The sequence below is a fragment of the Actinomadura terrae genome (assembly GCF_022751215.1).
GTDB classification, from domain to species: Bacteria; Actinomycetota; Actinomycetes; order Streptosporangiales; family Streptosporangiaceae; genus Spirillospora; species Spirillospora terrae.
In genome coordinates, this window is the sequence record NZ_JAICDG010000007.1 from 92,379 (window position 1) to 105,820 (window position 13,442).

The following is a 13,442-nucleotide window of genomic DNA, read 5'->3' on the forward strand; positions in this document are numbered from 1 at the left end:
GATCGGCTTCCAGGAGGATCCGTCGTCGACGATCAGCACGTTAGTGTGATCCCGGTCACCGAACCCGTCATCGACCCCCCAGGACGTACGCATGATCGAGGCGGAGAACCTCACCAAACGCTACGGCGACAGGCTCGCCGTGGATGATCTTTCTTTCACCGTGCACCCCGGCCGGGTGACCGGCTTCCTCGGCCCGAACGGCGCCGGAAAGTCGACCACGATGCGGCTGCTGCTCGGCCTGGACCGGCCGCACCGCGGCGACGCGCGCATCCACGGCCGGCACTACCGCGACCTGCACGAGCCGCTGCGGGTCGTCGGCGCGCTGCTGGAGGCCCGCGCGGTCCACACCGGCCGCAGCGCCTACAACCACCTGCGCTGCCTCGCTCAAACCCAAGGCGTCGGACGCAAGCGGCTCGACGAGGTCATCGAGCTCGTCGGCCTCACCGGCGTCGCCCGCAAGCGCGCGGGGGGCTTCTCGCTCGGCATGGGGCAGCGGCTGGGCATCGCGGCCGCGCTGCTGGGCGACCCGTCCATCCTCATCCTGGACGAGCCGGTCAACGGCCTCGACCCCGAGGGCATCGTCTGGATCCGCACCCTCATGCAGCGGCTCGCCGCCGAGGGACGCACGGTGTTCGTCTCCAGCCACCTGATGAACGAGATGGCGGTCACCGCCGACCACCTCATCGTCATCGGCCGGGGCAGGCTGATCGCCGACTGCTCCACCGAGGAGTTCATCGAGCGCAGCACCGAGAAGATGGTCATCGTCCGCACCCCCGAGGCCGAGCGGCTCAGCGGCCTGCTCACCGCCGAGGGCGCCACGGTCGTGCCCGGCGCCGAGCCGGACGCGCCCCTCACCGTCACCCACATGGAGGCGCCGCGCGTCGGCGAACTCGCCGCCGCCGAGGGAGTCGTCCTGCACGAGCTCACCCCGCGGCGCGGGTCGCTGGAGGCCGCGTTCATGGAACTCACCCGCGAGAGCGTCGAGTACGGCGACACCGCCGGGGGCGCGGCCGCCGCGGCCGGCCTCGACGGCGCCGCCGCGATCCCGGGCGCCGTTCCCGCGCAGGAAGGAAAGGTCCGATGACCGCCGCCACCTCCGGCCCCGCCGCGTCCGCGCCGCCCGGGACGGCGCCGGTGCCGCTCGGCAAGCGCGTCGGCCGGCTCATGATCGCCGAGTGGACGAAGATCCGCACGGTCCGCTCGACGCTGTGGTCGCTGATCCTGCTGGTCGTCCTCGACCTCGGGTTCACCGCCCTGTTCGTCGGGCTCACCGTCGGGCAGTGGGACAAGACCGACGAGGGCGACCGCGCGAGCATCATCGCCGACCCCACCAGCATGATCCTCGGCAGCGGGTTCTTCCTCAGCCAGCTGACCGTGTGCGTCCTCGGCGTCCTGGTGGTCGCCTCGGAGTACTCCACCGGCATGATCCGCGCGAGCCTGCTGGCCGTGCCGCGCCGGCTGCCGATGCTGTGGGCGAAGGCCGCCGTGTTCGGGCTGCTCATCCTCGTGCTCGGCGTCGCGGTGTCGTTCGCGTCGTTCTTCATCGGCGCCGCGCTGATGCACGACAAGGTGTCGGTGTCGCTCGGCGACCCCGGCGTGCTGCGCGCGGTCGTCGGCGGCGGCCTGTACCTGGCGATGCTCGGCCTGTTCGCGCTGGCCATCGGTGCGATCGTGCGGCACCCCGCCGGCGGCATCACCGGCGTGATCGGGTTCGTGCTCGTGCTGTCGCCGCTGGCCGCGCTGCTGCCCGGCAGCCTCGGCGACCACGTCCACGCCTACCTGCCGTCCGAGGCCGGGCACCTCATCGCCCAGGCCCACCAGGGCAAGGACGACCTGCTGACGCCCTGGCAGGGGTACGGCGTCTTCGCGGTGTGGACGGTGCTGCTCCTCGCCATCGCCGCGACGCTGCTGAAGCGCCGCGACGCCTGACCCGCGTCGCCATCTGAATCGGCCGGGAGCGGGGCACGCTCCCGGCCGATTCATATACAGGTGATCAGGCGGGGCGGGCCGCCACCCAGCCGCGCTCCTCGTCCAGGAACCGGTCCAGGCGCAGCCCCGACGCCGCCAGCACCTCCGGAAGCTCCTCGTCGCCCAGCCGCCGCGACACGAACGAGTGCGTCCAGCGGCGCTCGCCCATCCGGTACTCGATCGTCGCCGCGCACCGCTCCGGGTCGAGCCGCTCGAGCTCGGTCAGCCGGAAGTCGATCCCGTCGTGCGCCCACTCGCGCGGGGCGTTCTCCCAGTCGACGGTCTCGCGCTGCACGACGACCAGCCCGTCCGCGGCGGCGTGCCGGCGGCAGGCGTCCAGCAGGGCCTTTCGGTCACCGTAGTTGACCAGGTACGACATCATCAGCACGCAGCCGAAGCGGTCCGGCAGGTCCAGCTCCTCGATCGGCGAGCACACCGTCGCCGCGCCCGTCACCCGGGCGAGCATCTCCGCCGAGTCGTCCACCGCCGTGACCGGGTGCCCGAGCGCCACCAGCGGCGCGGTGACCCGTCCCGCGCCCGCGCCCAGCTCCAGGATCGTCGCGCCCGGCGGCAGCGCGCCGTGCACCAGCGCGGCGGCGGCCTCGTCGCGGGGCTGCGCGGCGTAGAACTCCACCGCCGACCCGTCCGGCGCGATGTTCCCGGGCCCCGTCCCGCTCGATCGTGTCTTCCCCACCGGCGTCCCCTCCGCTCGTCCCCGCCGCCCACGCTGTTGATCACCGAATCGTCGGACGCGCCGCCCGCCCGCGTCAAGGCCCCCGCCCCGCCCCCGGTTGCGCCGCGCCGCGCGCCGTGGGAACGTTATTGGGCAGTCGCTTAAAGCGAGTGACCAAGGGGGGCGGATGGCCGACGACGAGGTGCCCACGCGGGTCCGGCTGCTGGAGGCGGCCGTGGCGGTGCTGGCCGAGGGCGGCTGGGCCGCGGTGACCTCCCGGGTCGTGGCGGAGCGGGCGCGGGCCAACAACGCGCTCGTGCACTACTACTTCGGGTCGGTCGAGGCGCTGCGGCGCGCGGCGGTGATGCACGCGCTGGAGCGGGAGCTGGAGGGCCCGGTCGCGGCGATCCTGGCGGCGCCCGGCGCGCTGGACGGCGTCGTCGCCGCGATCTCCGGGCTCACCGCGCGCGGCACCGGCACGCCCGGTCAGCGGGTGCTGGTGGAGGCGCTCGTGCAGGGGATGCGCGACGAGGCGATGCGCGAGGAGTGCGCGGCGCAGATCCGGATGTTCCGGGACCTGCTCACCGCCCGGCTCGCCGAGGACCAGGCCGCCGGACGGCTGCGCGCCGACACCGCCGCCGCCGACCTGTCGGTGGTGCTGACCGCGCTGATCGACGGGCTGCTGCTGCACGCGATGCTCGACCCCGCGACCGACTTCACCGGCCCCGCCGCCGCCCTCGCCGCCGCGCTGCGCCCCCCGGCGCCGCCCGGGGAGGTACCCGGCGGGGCGCCCGACGAAGGAGGAGACGACGATGACCCGGCACGGCCCTGAACAGACGCACGGCCCTGAACAGACCGTCGGATCCGAACAGACCACCGGCTCCGAACAGACGGCCGCCCCGGCCCGCGCGGCCGCGGTGGAGTTGCGCGGCGTGACCAAGACCTACGGCGCCGGCCACGCCGAGGTGCGGGCGCTGCGCGGCGTCGACCTGGAGATCGGGAGCGGCGAGTTCGTCGTGCTGCTCGGGCCGTCCGGGTCGGGGAAGACGACGCTGCTGAACCTCGTCGGCGGGATCGAGTCGCCCACCTCCGGACAGGTCGTCGCCGCCGGGCACGACCTGTCCGGCCTCGGCGAGGACGCCCGCACCGCCTACCGCCGCGACACCGTCGGGTTCGTGTTCCAGTTCTTCAACCTCGTGCCGTCGCTGACCGCGCTGGAGAACGTCCGGCTCGTCGCCGAGCTGACCGGGCGCGGCGACCGCGAGCGCTCCGCCGCCGCGCTCGCCGCCGTCGGCCTCGACGGGCGCGGCGGGCACTTCCCCGCGCAGCTGTCGGGCGGCGAGCAGCAGCGCGTCGCGATCGCCCGCGCCGTCGCCAAGGACCCGGCGCTGCTGCTGTGCGACGAGCCGACCGGCGCGCTGGACCTGGAGACCGGGCGTGGCGTCCTGCGCGTCCTCCAGGACCTCAACCGCGAGGGCCGGACGGTCCTCGTCGTCACCCACAACGCCGCGATCGCCGCGCTCGCCCACCGTGTCGTGCGGATGCGCTCCGGCCGCGTCGTCGAGGTCGCCACCACCGCCGCGCCCGGCACCGCCGACGAGGTGGCCTGGTGAGCGTCCTCAACCTGAAGCTGCGCCGCGACCTGCGCCGCCGCCCCGCGCAGCTGCTGTCGGCCGTGGCGCTGGTGGCGCTCGGCGTCGCGCTGTTCGGCGCGTCCTACGACGCCTACCGCAACCTCGACTCCGGCTACCAGCGGCTGTTCGCCGAGTACCGGTTCGCCGACCTGACGGTGGCGGGCGGCGACACCGCCGCGATCGCGCGGGACGCCGCCGCGCGGCCCGGCGTCGAGGCGGCCGTCACGCGCACCGTCGCCGACGTCCCGATGCGCATGCCCGACGGGTCCACGCTCGTCGGACGCGTCGTCGGGCTCCCCGCCGCCGCGCAGCCCGAGGTGAACCGGGTCAAGGTCCTGGACGGCGCGTACCTCGACCCGGCGGCGCCGTCCGGCGTCCTCGCCGACCGGCACGTCGCCGACCACGCGCACCTGGCGCCCGGGTCGCGGGTCGCGGTCTGGCACGGCGGGTCCTGGCGGAACCTGGACGTGCGCGGCACCGTGTCCTCGCCCGAGTACCTGTGGCCCGCCGCCAGCCGCCAGGACGTGCTGCCCGCGCCCGGCTCCTTCGGCGTCCTGTTCGTCCCCGAGCCGCTCGCCCGCCGGATCGCGGGGACGACCGCCCCGAACCAGGTCGCGGTCTACTACACCGGACGCGGACGCGACCACTCCGGGACGCTCGACGCCGCGCTCGCCTCCACCGCCGGCCGGTACCGGGCGAGCGCGGTCACCCCTCGCGCCGACCAGCCCAGCAACGCCACCCTCGCCGAGGACATCAAGGGCTTCGCGGGCCTGGCCGTCGCGTTCCCGCTGCTGTTCCTCCTCGCCGCCGCCGTCGCGGTCTACGTCGTCCTCACCCGCCGGGTCGCGCGCGACCGCGCCGTCATCGGGACGCTGCGCGCCAGCGGGTTCCGCCGCCGCACCCTCCTCGCCCACTACCTGACGACCGGCCTGGCCGCCGGGCTCGCGGGCGCCGTCCCCGGCGCGGCCGCCGGGCTGCTGCTGGCGGGCACCATCACCCGGCTCTACGGCGACGCGCTCGGCCTGCCCGAGACGACCGTGTCCGTCCGCGCCACGACGATGCTCGCCGGCCTCGCCTACGGGCTGGCCGCCGGCGGGCTCGCCGCGCTCGCGCCCGCGCTGTCGGCCGCCCGGGTGCAGCCCGCCGAGGCGATGCGCGGCACCGTCCCCGCCGCCGGCGGCGGGCGCGGCCCCCTCGCCCGGCTGGAGCGGGCCGTGCCCGCCGCGCGGCGGCTGCCCGCCGGGGTCTGGCTCGTGCTGCGCGGCCCCACCCGCCAGTTCCGCCGCACCCTCTACACCATGGCCGGCGTCGCCCTCGCGCTCGTGCTCATCCTCGTCCCGTGGGGGATGCTCGACTCGTCCCGGGCGACCGTCCACCGGCAGTTCGACCAGGTCCAGCGGCAGGACGCCGAACTCGCCCTCGACCGCCCCGCCGACGGCGCGGCCCTCGCCGCGCTCGCCGCCACCCCGGGCGTGCGGGACGCCGAGCCGTCCACGCGGCTCCAGGCCACCCTCACCGGCGGCCGCGCGTCCTACGCGACCGCCGTCGTCGGGCTGCGCCCGGGCACCGCCATGCACCGGTTCCTGCCGCCCGGCGGCCGCGCCCGGCCGCTGCCGCGCCGGGGCGTGCTGCTCGGCGCGGCGCTGCGCGGCGAACTCGGCGTCGGCGCCGGCGACACGGTCGGGCTGCGCCTGGCGGACGGGCGCGCCGTCCGCGCCACCGTCGCCGGGTTCGTGGACGAGCCGCTCGGCTCCCTCGCCTACGCCTCGCTCGACCAGGTCGCCGCCTGGGCCCCGGACGCCCGCCCCACGACCGCGCTCGTCCGGTTCGACCCGGGCGCCGACCGCGCCGCCGTCGGGCGAGCCCTGTCGGCGCGGCCCGGCGTCGTCGCCGTCACCGACACCCAGGCGCTGCGCCGTGCCATGGACGGCTACCTGCGCCTGTTCTACGTGTTCGTCGCCGTCATGCTGGTGTTCGGCGGGCTGCTCGCCTTCACCGTCCTGTTCGCGACGCTGTCGGTCAACCTCGCCGAACGCGGCACCGAACTGGCGACGCTGCGCGCCTCCGGCGTCGGGCGGCGCCGCCTCGCCCGCCTCGTCACCGCCGAGAACCTCCTGGTGGTGGCCGTCGGCACGGTCCCGGGCCTGGTGCTCGGACGGCTCGCCACCGGCGCGTTCCTCGGCTCGTTCAACAGCGATCTGATGGCGTTCCGCGCCGACGTCCGGCCCGCGACGTTCGCCTGGTCCGCGCTCGCCGTGATCGCCGTGGCGTTCCTCGCGCAGCGCCCCGGCCTGCGCGCCCTCGCCCGGGCCGACCTCGCCGCCCTCGTCCGCGAGAGGGCGGGCTAGCCCGGCCGGCCGTCCGCCGCCCGCCGCGTCTCGACGCCGAAGAACACCACCACGACCACCGCCGCCAGCAGCGGGATCGCGCCGAGCAGCGCCGTCTGCCCGATCGAGGGCACCGTCGAACCCGCGACCAGCACGATCGTCACGACCACGCCGCCGAGCTTCCCGACGCCCGCCGACAGGCCCGACCCCCGGGACCGGATGCGCGTCGGGTAGATCTCCGAACTGTAGGCCGCGAGCACCGCGCCGATCGTCGCCGTCCCGACGATCGGGCCCGCCAGCAGCACGTACAGCCACGTGCGGTCGTGCGCCAGGTCCTCGCCCGCGAACGAGAACGCCACCAGCGCCGCCGCGACCAGCGCCGTCAGCACGATGATCGTCTTCTTGGCGCTCCACAGCCCGTACATCGCGGCGGCGACGAACACCAGCGGCAGCCCGAGCAGCGAGGAGTCCCGCAGCGCCTCGTCGGCGCTCTTCTGCGCCAGCCCGAGCTTCTGGAGGTTGGACGGGATCCACAGCTGGAACCCGTAGGTCACCAGCCCGATCCCGAGCCCGAGGATCACCACCGCGAGGCTCAGCCCGCCGAACGGCCGCCGGAACAGCGGCAGGTACCCGGCGCCGCGCGCGGCCTCCTCCCGCTCCTCGTGCGCCGCGTCCCCGGCGGCCTCCTCCTCGGACGCCTCGACCACGCCGTAGCGCGCCATGATCTCGCGGGCCTCGGCCTCGCGGCCGTGCGCGAGCAGGAAGCGCGGCGACTCGGGGATCCACCGGTTCAGCAGGATCAGCGCCACGCCCGTCGGCAGCCCCACCAGCCACAGGATCCGCCACGAGTAGTGCGGCACCAGCGCCGACGACAACGAGCTGGTGATGACGTAGGCGAGGGCCAGGTTCCCGCCGATCAGCACCATCACCCACCCGCGGTGCCGCCCGGGGATCATCTCCGCCAGCAGCGAGAACGTGATCGGCAGCATCCCGCCCGCCGCCAGCCCCATCAGCAGGCACATCGCGAGGTTCCACCAGAACGACGGCATCGTCCCGCACACCGCCGTCGTCACGAACATCACCCCGGCCAGCAGGATCGACGAGCGGCGCCCGATGCGGTCGCCGAGCCAGCCCCACAGGAACGACCCGAGGACCGTTCCCGTCAGGCCGAACAGCGGCAGCAGCGCCACCGGCCAGTGCCCGCCGGGGTTCAGCGCCGACTTCAGCCCGTACTCCTTGCCCATCCCCGGCGCGACGAACGACAGCGAGATCGGCTTCATCGCGTCGATCGTCACCGCCGTCGTCATCACGAGCACCAGCCCGATATGCGCCGGGCGGAACGGCGCGTCCCGCGCGGCGCGCACCCGCACCTCCGCGGCCCGGCCCTTCCGCAGGCCGCGCGGGATCAGCCCGTAGGCGGTCGCGGCGAGACCCGCCACGATCAGCGCCATCCCGGCCTTCATCGGCGTGTCCATCGGCATGTCCGCCATGTGGTAGTGCATGTCGGAGGAGTCCAGGTACATCGGCAGGTGCAGCACCACCCCCGCCACGCACGCGAGGAAACCGGCCCAGAAGGCCGGCGGATGGGCGAAGGCGATGCCGCCCACGGGCCGTGATCGCATCGAGGTCCTTTCAGGGGGAGCCGGCGGAGCCGACAGGGGGGAGTCAGCGGGAGCGCGGCCGTGCGGACGGGCGTCCCGCGCGGACCATGATCCCGCAAAAGAGGATCACACCTTGCGGTTGGACTCGAAGCGGAAGGTCCGCGACAGCCCGATCCGGACCGTCGCGCCCGGCCGCAGCTCGACCGGGGACTCGGGCGGCAGCCTGCGGAACTCCTCCGTGCCCGGGTCCCGGACCGCCGTCCCGTTCGCCGAGCCGAGGTCGACCACGCTCACCTGCCACTCGTCCAGCCGGACGAGCGCGTGCCGCCGCGACACCGAGGCCTCCTCGTCGGTCAGCCGCAGCGGGCGCGCCCTCCCGGAGGCCACCTCGGGCGCCTTCTCCGCGACGCGGCCGATGAGCTGGTCGTGGACGAGCGGGATCGCGTGCCCATCGTCCAGCAGCAGCACCCCGAGCGGCGGCCGGGGCCCGTGGAACGGCGACAGCGTGAGCTGGAGCATCGAGATCCCGCACACCGCGCAGTAGTGCGCGCGCGGGTCGTTGAAGTGCTCGTTCTTGCAGTTCACCCCGAGGACCTCGGGCCCGGTCCCGCGTTTCCGGCCCTTGCGGATCAGGCTGACCGGCTCGGGAGCCGGCTCCACCGCCGTGGGCGGCGGCGGCGCGACCTTCCGCCCGGGCGGCGCGGCCTCCCGCGCGGCGGGCTTCCCGGCGGCCCGCACCGCCGCCCGCGCGGGCGGCGGGAAGGGCGACGGCGCGGGCCGCCGCAGCGACCGGCGCAGCCCCCCGCCCCGCACGACGCCCGAGGACAACCGCAGGCGCGGCTCGGCGCGCCCGGCGGTGCCGAGGGCCAGTTCGAGGCTCGCGACCGGCCCCTGGACGGTCCGGTCGTCGGTGCCGCGCGGGTCGCCGCCGACCCGGACCTCCGCGCCGTCGGCCAGCATCACCCGGGCGCCGGCGTCCCCGCTGACCAGCACCGCGAGCCCGGCGTCCCCGGACGGCCCCGCGACCGCGCACGGGTGCGGGCGCAGGCCGCGGCGCGCCGCGAGGAGCCCGGCGACGCGGCCCACCAGCGCGGACCCGTCCCCGCCGGCCTCCGCGACCTCCTCCAGCGCCGTGAGCAGCGCGTCGACCAGCGGCGCGGTCACCGCGTCCGGCGCGGCGCACACGAGCGAGAGCGCGCCCTCCTGGGCGACGAGCCCGTCGCCCGGCAGTGGCCGCGCGAACCCGTGGACGCCGCCCCTCACAGCACGCCCCTCACAGCACGCCCCTCACAGCACAGCCCTCACAGCACGGCCCCTCACAGCAGCCGCCCGCCCCGCAGCCGCCACGTCACCGACAGCACCCGCATCGGGCCGTTGAGGAACAGCCACTGCCCGAGCCACACCACCGCGAACATCGTCGCGAACATGGACGCCGCGACGTGCCCCTTCACGCCCGGGACCAGCCCGGCGTCCAGCAGAAGCCACATCAGACACCCCTCCGGCACCATCGTGACGAGTCCGAAGAGCGTCGGCCAGTCCTTGTCCCACCTGAACTGCATCACCAGGTGGTAGAGCAGCTCCCAGCCGAGCCCGACGACGGTCACCGCGAGCAGGATCAGGTAGGCGTTCCGGTAGGTCTGCGCGAGCGGGCCCGCCGCGCCGGGCAGCACCGGCACGATCAGCGCGGTCAGCAGCGCGCCGACGGTCGCCAGCACGAACACCCGGGTCTGGAGGCGACCGGCGAGGGTCGGGATCACGGTGGGACGCTCCTGGGGAACCGAGACGAGAAAAGGGAGGCGGGGCGTGGGGAGGGGAGGCGGGGGAGGGGTCAGACGGGGCGGCCGGCGGCCCAGCGCGTCCACTGCCGGACCGACCGCGCCGGGCCGAGCCGCCGGCAGAACCCGCGCCGGGCGAGGTCGGCGCCGATGTCCAGCGCGGCGGTCTGCATGCCGAGGAAGCTGTCCACGGCCGGGAAGTGGTTGCCCGCCGCGGCCGCGCCCGAGGCGTAGAGCACGCCGTCGCCGCTCTCGGCGCCGAGCACCGCGAAGCTCGGGGAGACCGCGAGGCGGCCCGCGCCGTTGCGCCGCGCCCCGCCGTGCTGGAGCAGGTCGGCCAGCACCCGGTGCTCGGGCATGTCGGCCTCCAGCCCCGTGCAGTCGACGATGAAGTCCGACACGTGCCGCGCCCGGGACCCGTCGTTGCCGCGCACGTGGCTGACCAGCCGCCCGTCCGGGGACGGCTCGACCCGGTCGACGACGGCCTGGACCGGCACGTACCAGCCGCCGCTGCGGCCCCGCCGCATCTGCTCCTGCCAGCGCCGCAGCCGCGGCGTCGTCGTCCCGCCGACGGCCTTGGACAGCGCCGCGCGCCGCTCCGGCGACGCCTTGCGGAACTGCGCCTTCAGCTGCCCGCCGAACGCCGACTTCGGCAGCGTGAACGCCTGGTAGGCCCAGCCGTCGCCGCCCTTGCGCCGCATCCACGGGTGCGGGCCGTGCGACCCGGTCACGTAGGTGCGGAACACGTGCACGATCCGCGTCTGGAGGTTGTAGCGCTCCCGGTCGTCCATCAGCCGTTGCAGGACGCGCGACGCCACGATCCCCGCGCCCCGCACGACCACCACGCCCGGACGGGACTTGAGTGTCTCGTACACGTGCTCGTGCGGCTCGTAGGCGTTCACGACGCGGTGGTAGTCGTTGTGGGTCTCGCGGAACTGCTGGAGGTCCTCCAGGAACTTCAGCCCGGGGTAGCCGACGGCCAGGTGCACGTACGTCGACCGGAGCGCGACCCGCTTGGTCGGCGCCGAGCCCGGCGGCGGGTTCAGGACCGTGAAGTACCCGCCGCCCGCGCGCCGCCGCACCATCCGGACCTGGCCCTTGACGAGCATCTCCCAGTAGGAGATCCGGTCGGCCTCCCGCCGGACGGTGTCGAACACCGTCTGCGCGCGGGGGCTGAAGAAGTCGGTGAGGATCGGCTCGGTCAGCACCTGCCACAGCAGCCGCGGCGAGCGGTCCCGCCACGCCTCGTGGACGGCGTAGGAGGGGAAGCCCCAGATGTTGTCGGGACGCGCGCCCGCGTCGGAGCGGATCCGCTCGCCCGCCGGGAGCTGCGACACGCGCGTGAGGTACTCCCACGACAGCCAGGGAGCGTCCCGGCTGGACACCACCCGCATGGACGCGGCGGCGGCGCCCTGGATCCGCAGCACGTCCACCAGCGTGAACGAGCCGAGCCCGCCGCCCACCGACACCAGCGGCATGTCGTAGATCGGGATCCCCGCGTCCCGTACCCACTGGTCGTCCCACACCGACGTCCCGATCAGGAACGGCGTGAGATCCCCGGATGGCCGCGTACCTGACAAGTGACGCCCCCGCCCTGCGAACCCCAACGAACAGGGCGACACCCTATCCCAGCCGGACGCCCCGGATCTGCGGACTCGAACGCACACCCGGCAGGTGACCCCCATGATCGTTCCGCCGGGCGCCCGCCCGCCGCCGCCTCGGCGGGGGAGTCACGCCGAAGGGACGGTCCCCGTCGCGGGCCCGAGTTCGGCCAGCAGCGCGGCCAGCGTCGCGCCGAGCGGCGCGTCCAGCGTGAGGGACGCGTGCGCGTCGCCCCGCGTGGCGCCCTGGTTCACGATCGCGACCGGGACGCCGAGCCGCGCCGCGTGCCGGACGAACCGCAGGCCCGACATCACCGTCAGAGACGACCCCAGCACCAGCACCGCGCGGGCCGCCTCCGTCCTCACGTAGCAGTCCGCGACGCGCGCGGGCGGGACGTTCTCCCCGAAGAACACCACGTCCGGCTTCAGCGGGCCGCCGCAGCGGTCGCAGCCCACCATCCGGAAGGCCTCCACGGCGGCGTCGTCCAGGGCGACGTCGCCGTCGGGGTTGACGGCCTCCGCCCGCCCCGCCCAGCCCGGGTTGGCCTCGCGGAGGCGCCGCTCCAGGTGTCCGCGCGGCGTGCGCCCGCCGCAGGCCAGGCACACCACCCGGGACAGGCCGCCGTGCAGCTCCACCACGTCCCGCGCCCCGGCGGCCTGGTGCAGCCCGTCCACGTTCTGCGTGATGATCCCGCCCACCAGCCCCCGCGCCTGGAGCTCGGCGACCGCGCGGTGCCCGCCGTTCGGGCGCGCGCCCGCGATGTGCCGCCACCCGAGGTGGCTGCGCGCCCAGTACCGGCGGCGCGCGGCGGCGCTGCCGGTGAACTTCTGGTAGGTCATCGGCTGCTCGGTGGACCGGGCGCGCCGCCGCTGCCCGGTCTCGCCCCGGTAGTCGGGGATGCCCGACTCGGTCGACAGGCCCGCCCCGCTCAGCACCAGGACGCCGCCGCCCGCCACCAGATCCGCCAGCGACCGCACGGCGGGGGCCACCGCCCCGGCCTGGCCGTCCAGAACCTCCGTCACCTCTCCATGGTGCACGACGACCCGCCCCGATCGTCACCGTTGCGAATCTACAATGTAAAGGTACCGGCCGGCGTCGCCGGACGGTGTCAGTCCTCGCCGCCGGCGAACGCCCGCAGGCCGGGCAGGTCCACCACGGAGATCTTCCGCCAGCCGGTGCTGACCAGGCCGCGCCGCCGCAGGCTGTTCAGGGCGCGCGCGACGGTCTCGCGGGAGGCGTCCATCCAGCTTCCGAGCTCCTCCTGAGACAGCGGCGGGGCGATGTCCACGCGGCCGTCGGCGGAGGGCGGGCAGTGCCGCGCCGACAGCTCGGCGAGCTGGGTGAGCAGCAGCGCCAGCCGCCGGGCGCCGCGCGCGGACACGTGCGCCTGGAGCCGCCGGTCCGCGTCGTCCAGGCGGCGCACGAAGGTGTGGCTGACCAGCAGCCACACGGCGGGGTGGGCGTCCAGGAAGCCGGTGAAGCGCGCGGCGGGCACCACCAGCGCGCGGATGGGGCTGAGCGCCGTCACCGTCGCCGACCGCTCCCGGCTGCCGAGCACCGCGCTCTCGCACACGAGGTCGCCCGGGCCGCGCACGGCCAGCACCACCTCGTGCCCGTCGGCGGTGGAGGAGATGACCTTCGCCCAGCCGCTCTCGATGATGATGATGTGGTCGGACTCGTCGCCCTGGTAGCACAGCGGCATGCGCGGCTGGTAGTTGCGGGGCCGCGCCACCTGCCGCAGCGCCGCGCGCTGGGGGCCGTCGAGGTCGTCCCAGAAGCCCTCGCCGCGCGCGAGGGCGATGTCGGGGCCGGTCCGGTCGCTCACGAGGGGTCCGCTTCCCGGGCCCGCGGGCCCGCGGGTC

The 13,442-nt window shown here is 75.3% G+C and carries 12 protein-coding genes; 5 read left to right on the forward strand and 7 right to left on the reverse strand.

Annotated features, from left to right (window positions below):
* Window positions 1-91 precede the first annotated feature (91 nt).
* Together K2F47_RS34485 and K2F47_RS34490 are read left to right on the forward strand one after the other, a co-directional pair.
* Window positions 92-1,084 (forward strand): ABC transporter ATP-binding protein, encoded by a 993-nt coding sequence (locus K2F47_RS34485; protein WP_242910353.1) that lies wholly within the window; start codon window positions 92-94, stop codon window positions 1,082-1,084.
* The gene (locus tag K2F47_RS34490) at window positions 1,081-1,929 is read left to right on the forward strand and encodes an ABC transporter permease (RefSeq protein ID WP_242910354.1); all 849 of its coding nucleotides are present in this window, start codon (window positions 1,081-1,083) and stop codon (window positions 1,927-1,929) included. Before K2F47_RS34485 ends, K2F47_RS34490 begins: the two co-directional genes overlap by 4 nt.
* A gap of 64 nt (window positions 1,930-1,993) precedes the next feature.
* Here the strand turns inward: K2F47_RS34490 and K2F47_RS34495 are convergent, their stop codons facing one another.
* Window positions 1,994-2,662, reverse strand: a complete 669-nt coding sequence (locus K2F47_RS34495) for a class I SAM-dependent methyltransferase (protein WP_242910355.1) — start codon at window positions 2,660-2,662, stop codon at window positions 1,994-1,996.
* A gap of 166 nt (window positions 2,663-2,828) precedes the next feature.
* Here K2F47_RS34495 and K2F47_RS34500 point away from each other — a divergent pair, with 166 nt between their 5' ends.
* The 3 genes from K2F47_RS34500 to K2F47_RS34510 are packed head-to-tail and all read left to right on the forward strand — an operon-like array spanning window position 2,829 to window position 6,623.
* On the forward strand, window positions 2,829-3,473 hold the full coding sequence (locus K2F47_RS34500; RefSeq protein ID WP_242910356.1) for a TetR/AcrR family transcriptional regulator: 645 nt from the start codon (window positions 2,829-2,831) through the stop codon (window positions 3,471-3,473).
* On the forward strand, window positions 3,454-4,254 hold the full coding sequence (locus K2F47_RS34505; RefSeq protein ID WP_242910357.1) for an ABC transporter ATP-binding protein: 801 nt from the start codon (window positions 3,454-3,456) through the stop codon (window positions 4,252-4,254). The genes K2F47_RS34500 and K2F47_RS34505 overlap by 20 nt, the downstream gene beginning before the upstream one ends.
* Window positions 4,251-6,623, forward strand: a complete 2,373-nt coding sequence (locus tag K2F47_RS34510) for an ABC transporter permease (protein WP_242910358.1) — start codon at window positions 4,251-4,253, stop codon at window positions 6,621-6,623. The genes K2F47_RS34505 and K2F47_RS34510 overlap by 4 nt, the downstream gene beginning before the upstream one ends.
* Here the strand turns inward: K2F47_RS34510 and K2F47_RS34515 are convergent.
* From K2F47_RS34515 to K2F47_RS34540, 6 genes are all read right to left on the reverse strand, one after another.
* Window positions 6,620-8,224 carry an MFS transporter gene (locus K2F47_RS34515; protein ID WP_242910359.1) on the reverse strand — a complete coding sequence of 535 codons (1,605 nt, stop codon included), beginning with the start codon at window positions 8,222-8,224 and terminating at the stop codon, window positions 6,620-6,622. The two genes, K2F47_RS34510 and K2F47_RS34515, sit on opposite strands and share 4 nt — an antisense overlap.
* A 105-nt stretch (window positions 8,225-8,329) precedes the next feature.
* Window positions 8,330-9,466, reverse strand: coding sequence for an FHA domain-containing protein (locus K2F47_RS41065; RefSeq protein WP_308198516.1), 1,137 nt, complete (start codon window positions 9,464-9,466; stop codon window positions 8,330-8,332).
* 53 nt (window positions 9,467-9,519) lie between these two features.
* Window positions 9,520-9,960 carry a hypothetical protein gene (locus K2F47_RS34525; protein ID WP_242910360.1) on the reverse strand — a complete coding sequence of 147 codons (441 nt, stop codon included), beginning with the start codon at window positions 9,958-9,960 and terminating at the stop codon, window positions 9,520-9,522.
* Between the two features lie 71 nt (window positions 9,961-10,031).
* Window positions 10,032-11,558: a hypothetical protein gene (locus tag K2F47_RS34530; protein ID WP_242910361.1), complete on the reverse strand. Its 1,527-nt coding sequence runs from the start codon at window positions 11,556-11,558 to the stop codon at window positions 10,032-10,034.
* A gap of 150 nt (window positions 11,559-11,708) precedes the next feature.
* Window positions 11,709-12,602, reverse strand: a complete 894-nt coding sequence (locus K2F47_RS34535) for an NAD-dependent protein deacetylase (RefSeq protein ID WP_242910362.1) — start codon at window positions 12,600-12,602, stop codon at window positions 11,709-11,711.
* Window positions 12,603-12,688: 86 nt separating this feature from the next.
* Window positions 12,689-13,405 (reverse strand): Crp/Fnr family transcriptional regulator, encoded by a 717-nt coding sequence (locus K2F47_RS34540; RefSeq protein WP_242910363.1) that lies wholly within the window; start codon window positions 13,403-13,405, stop codon window positions 12,689-12,691.
* Between the last annotated feature and the right edge of the window lie 37 nt (window positions 13,406-13,442).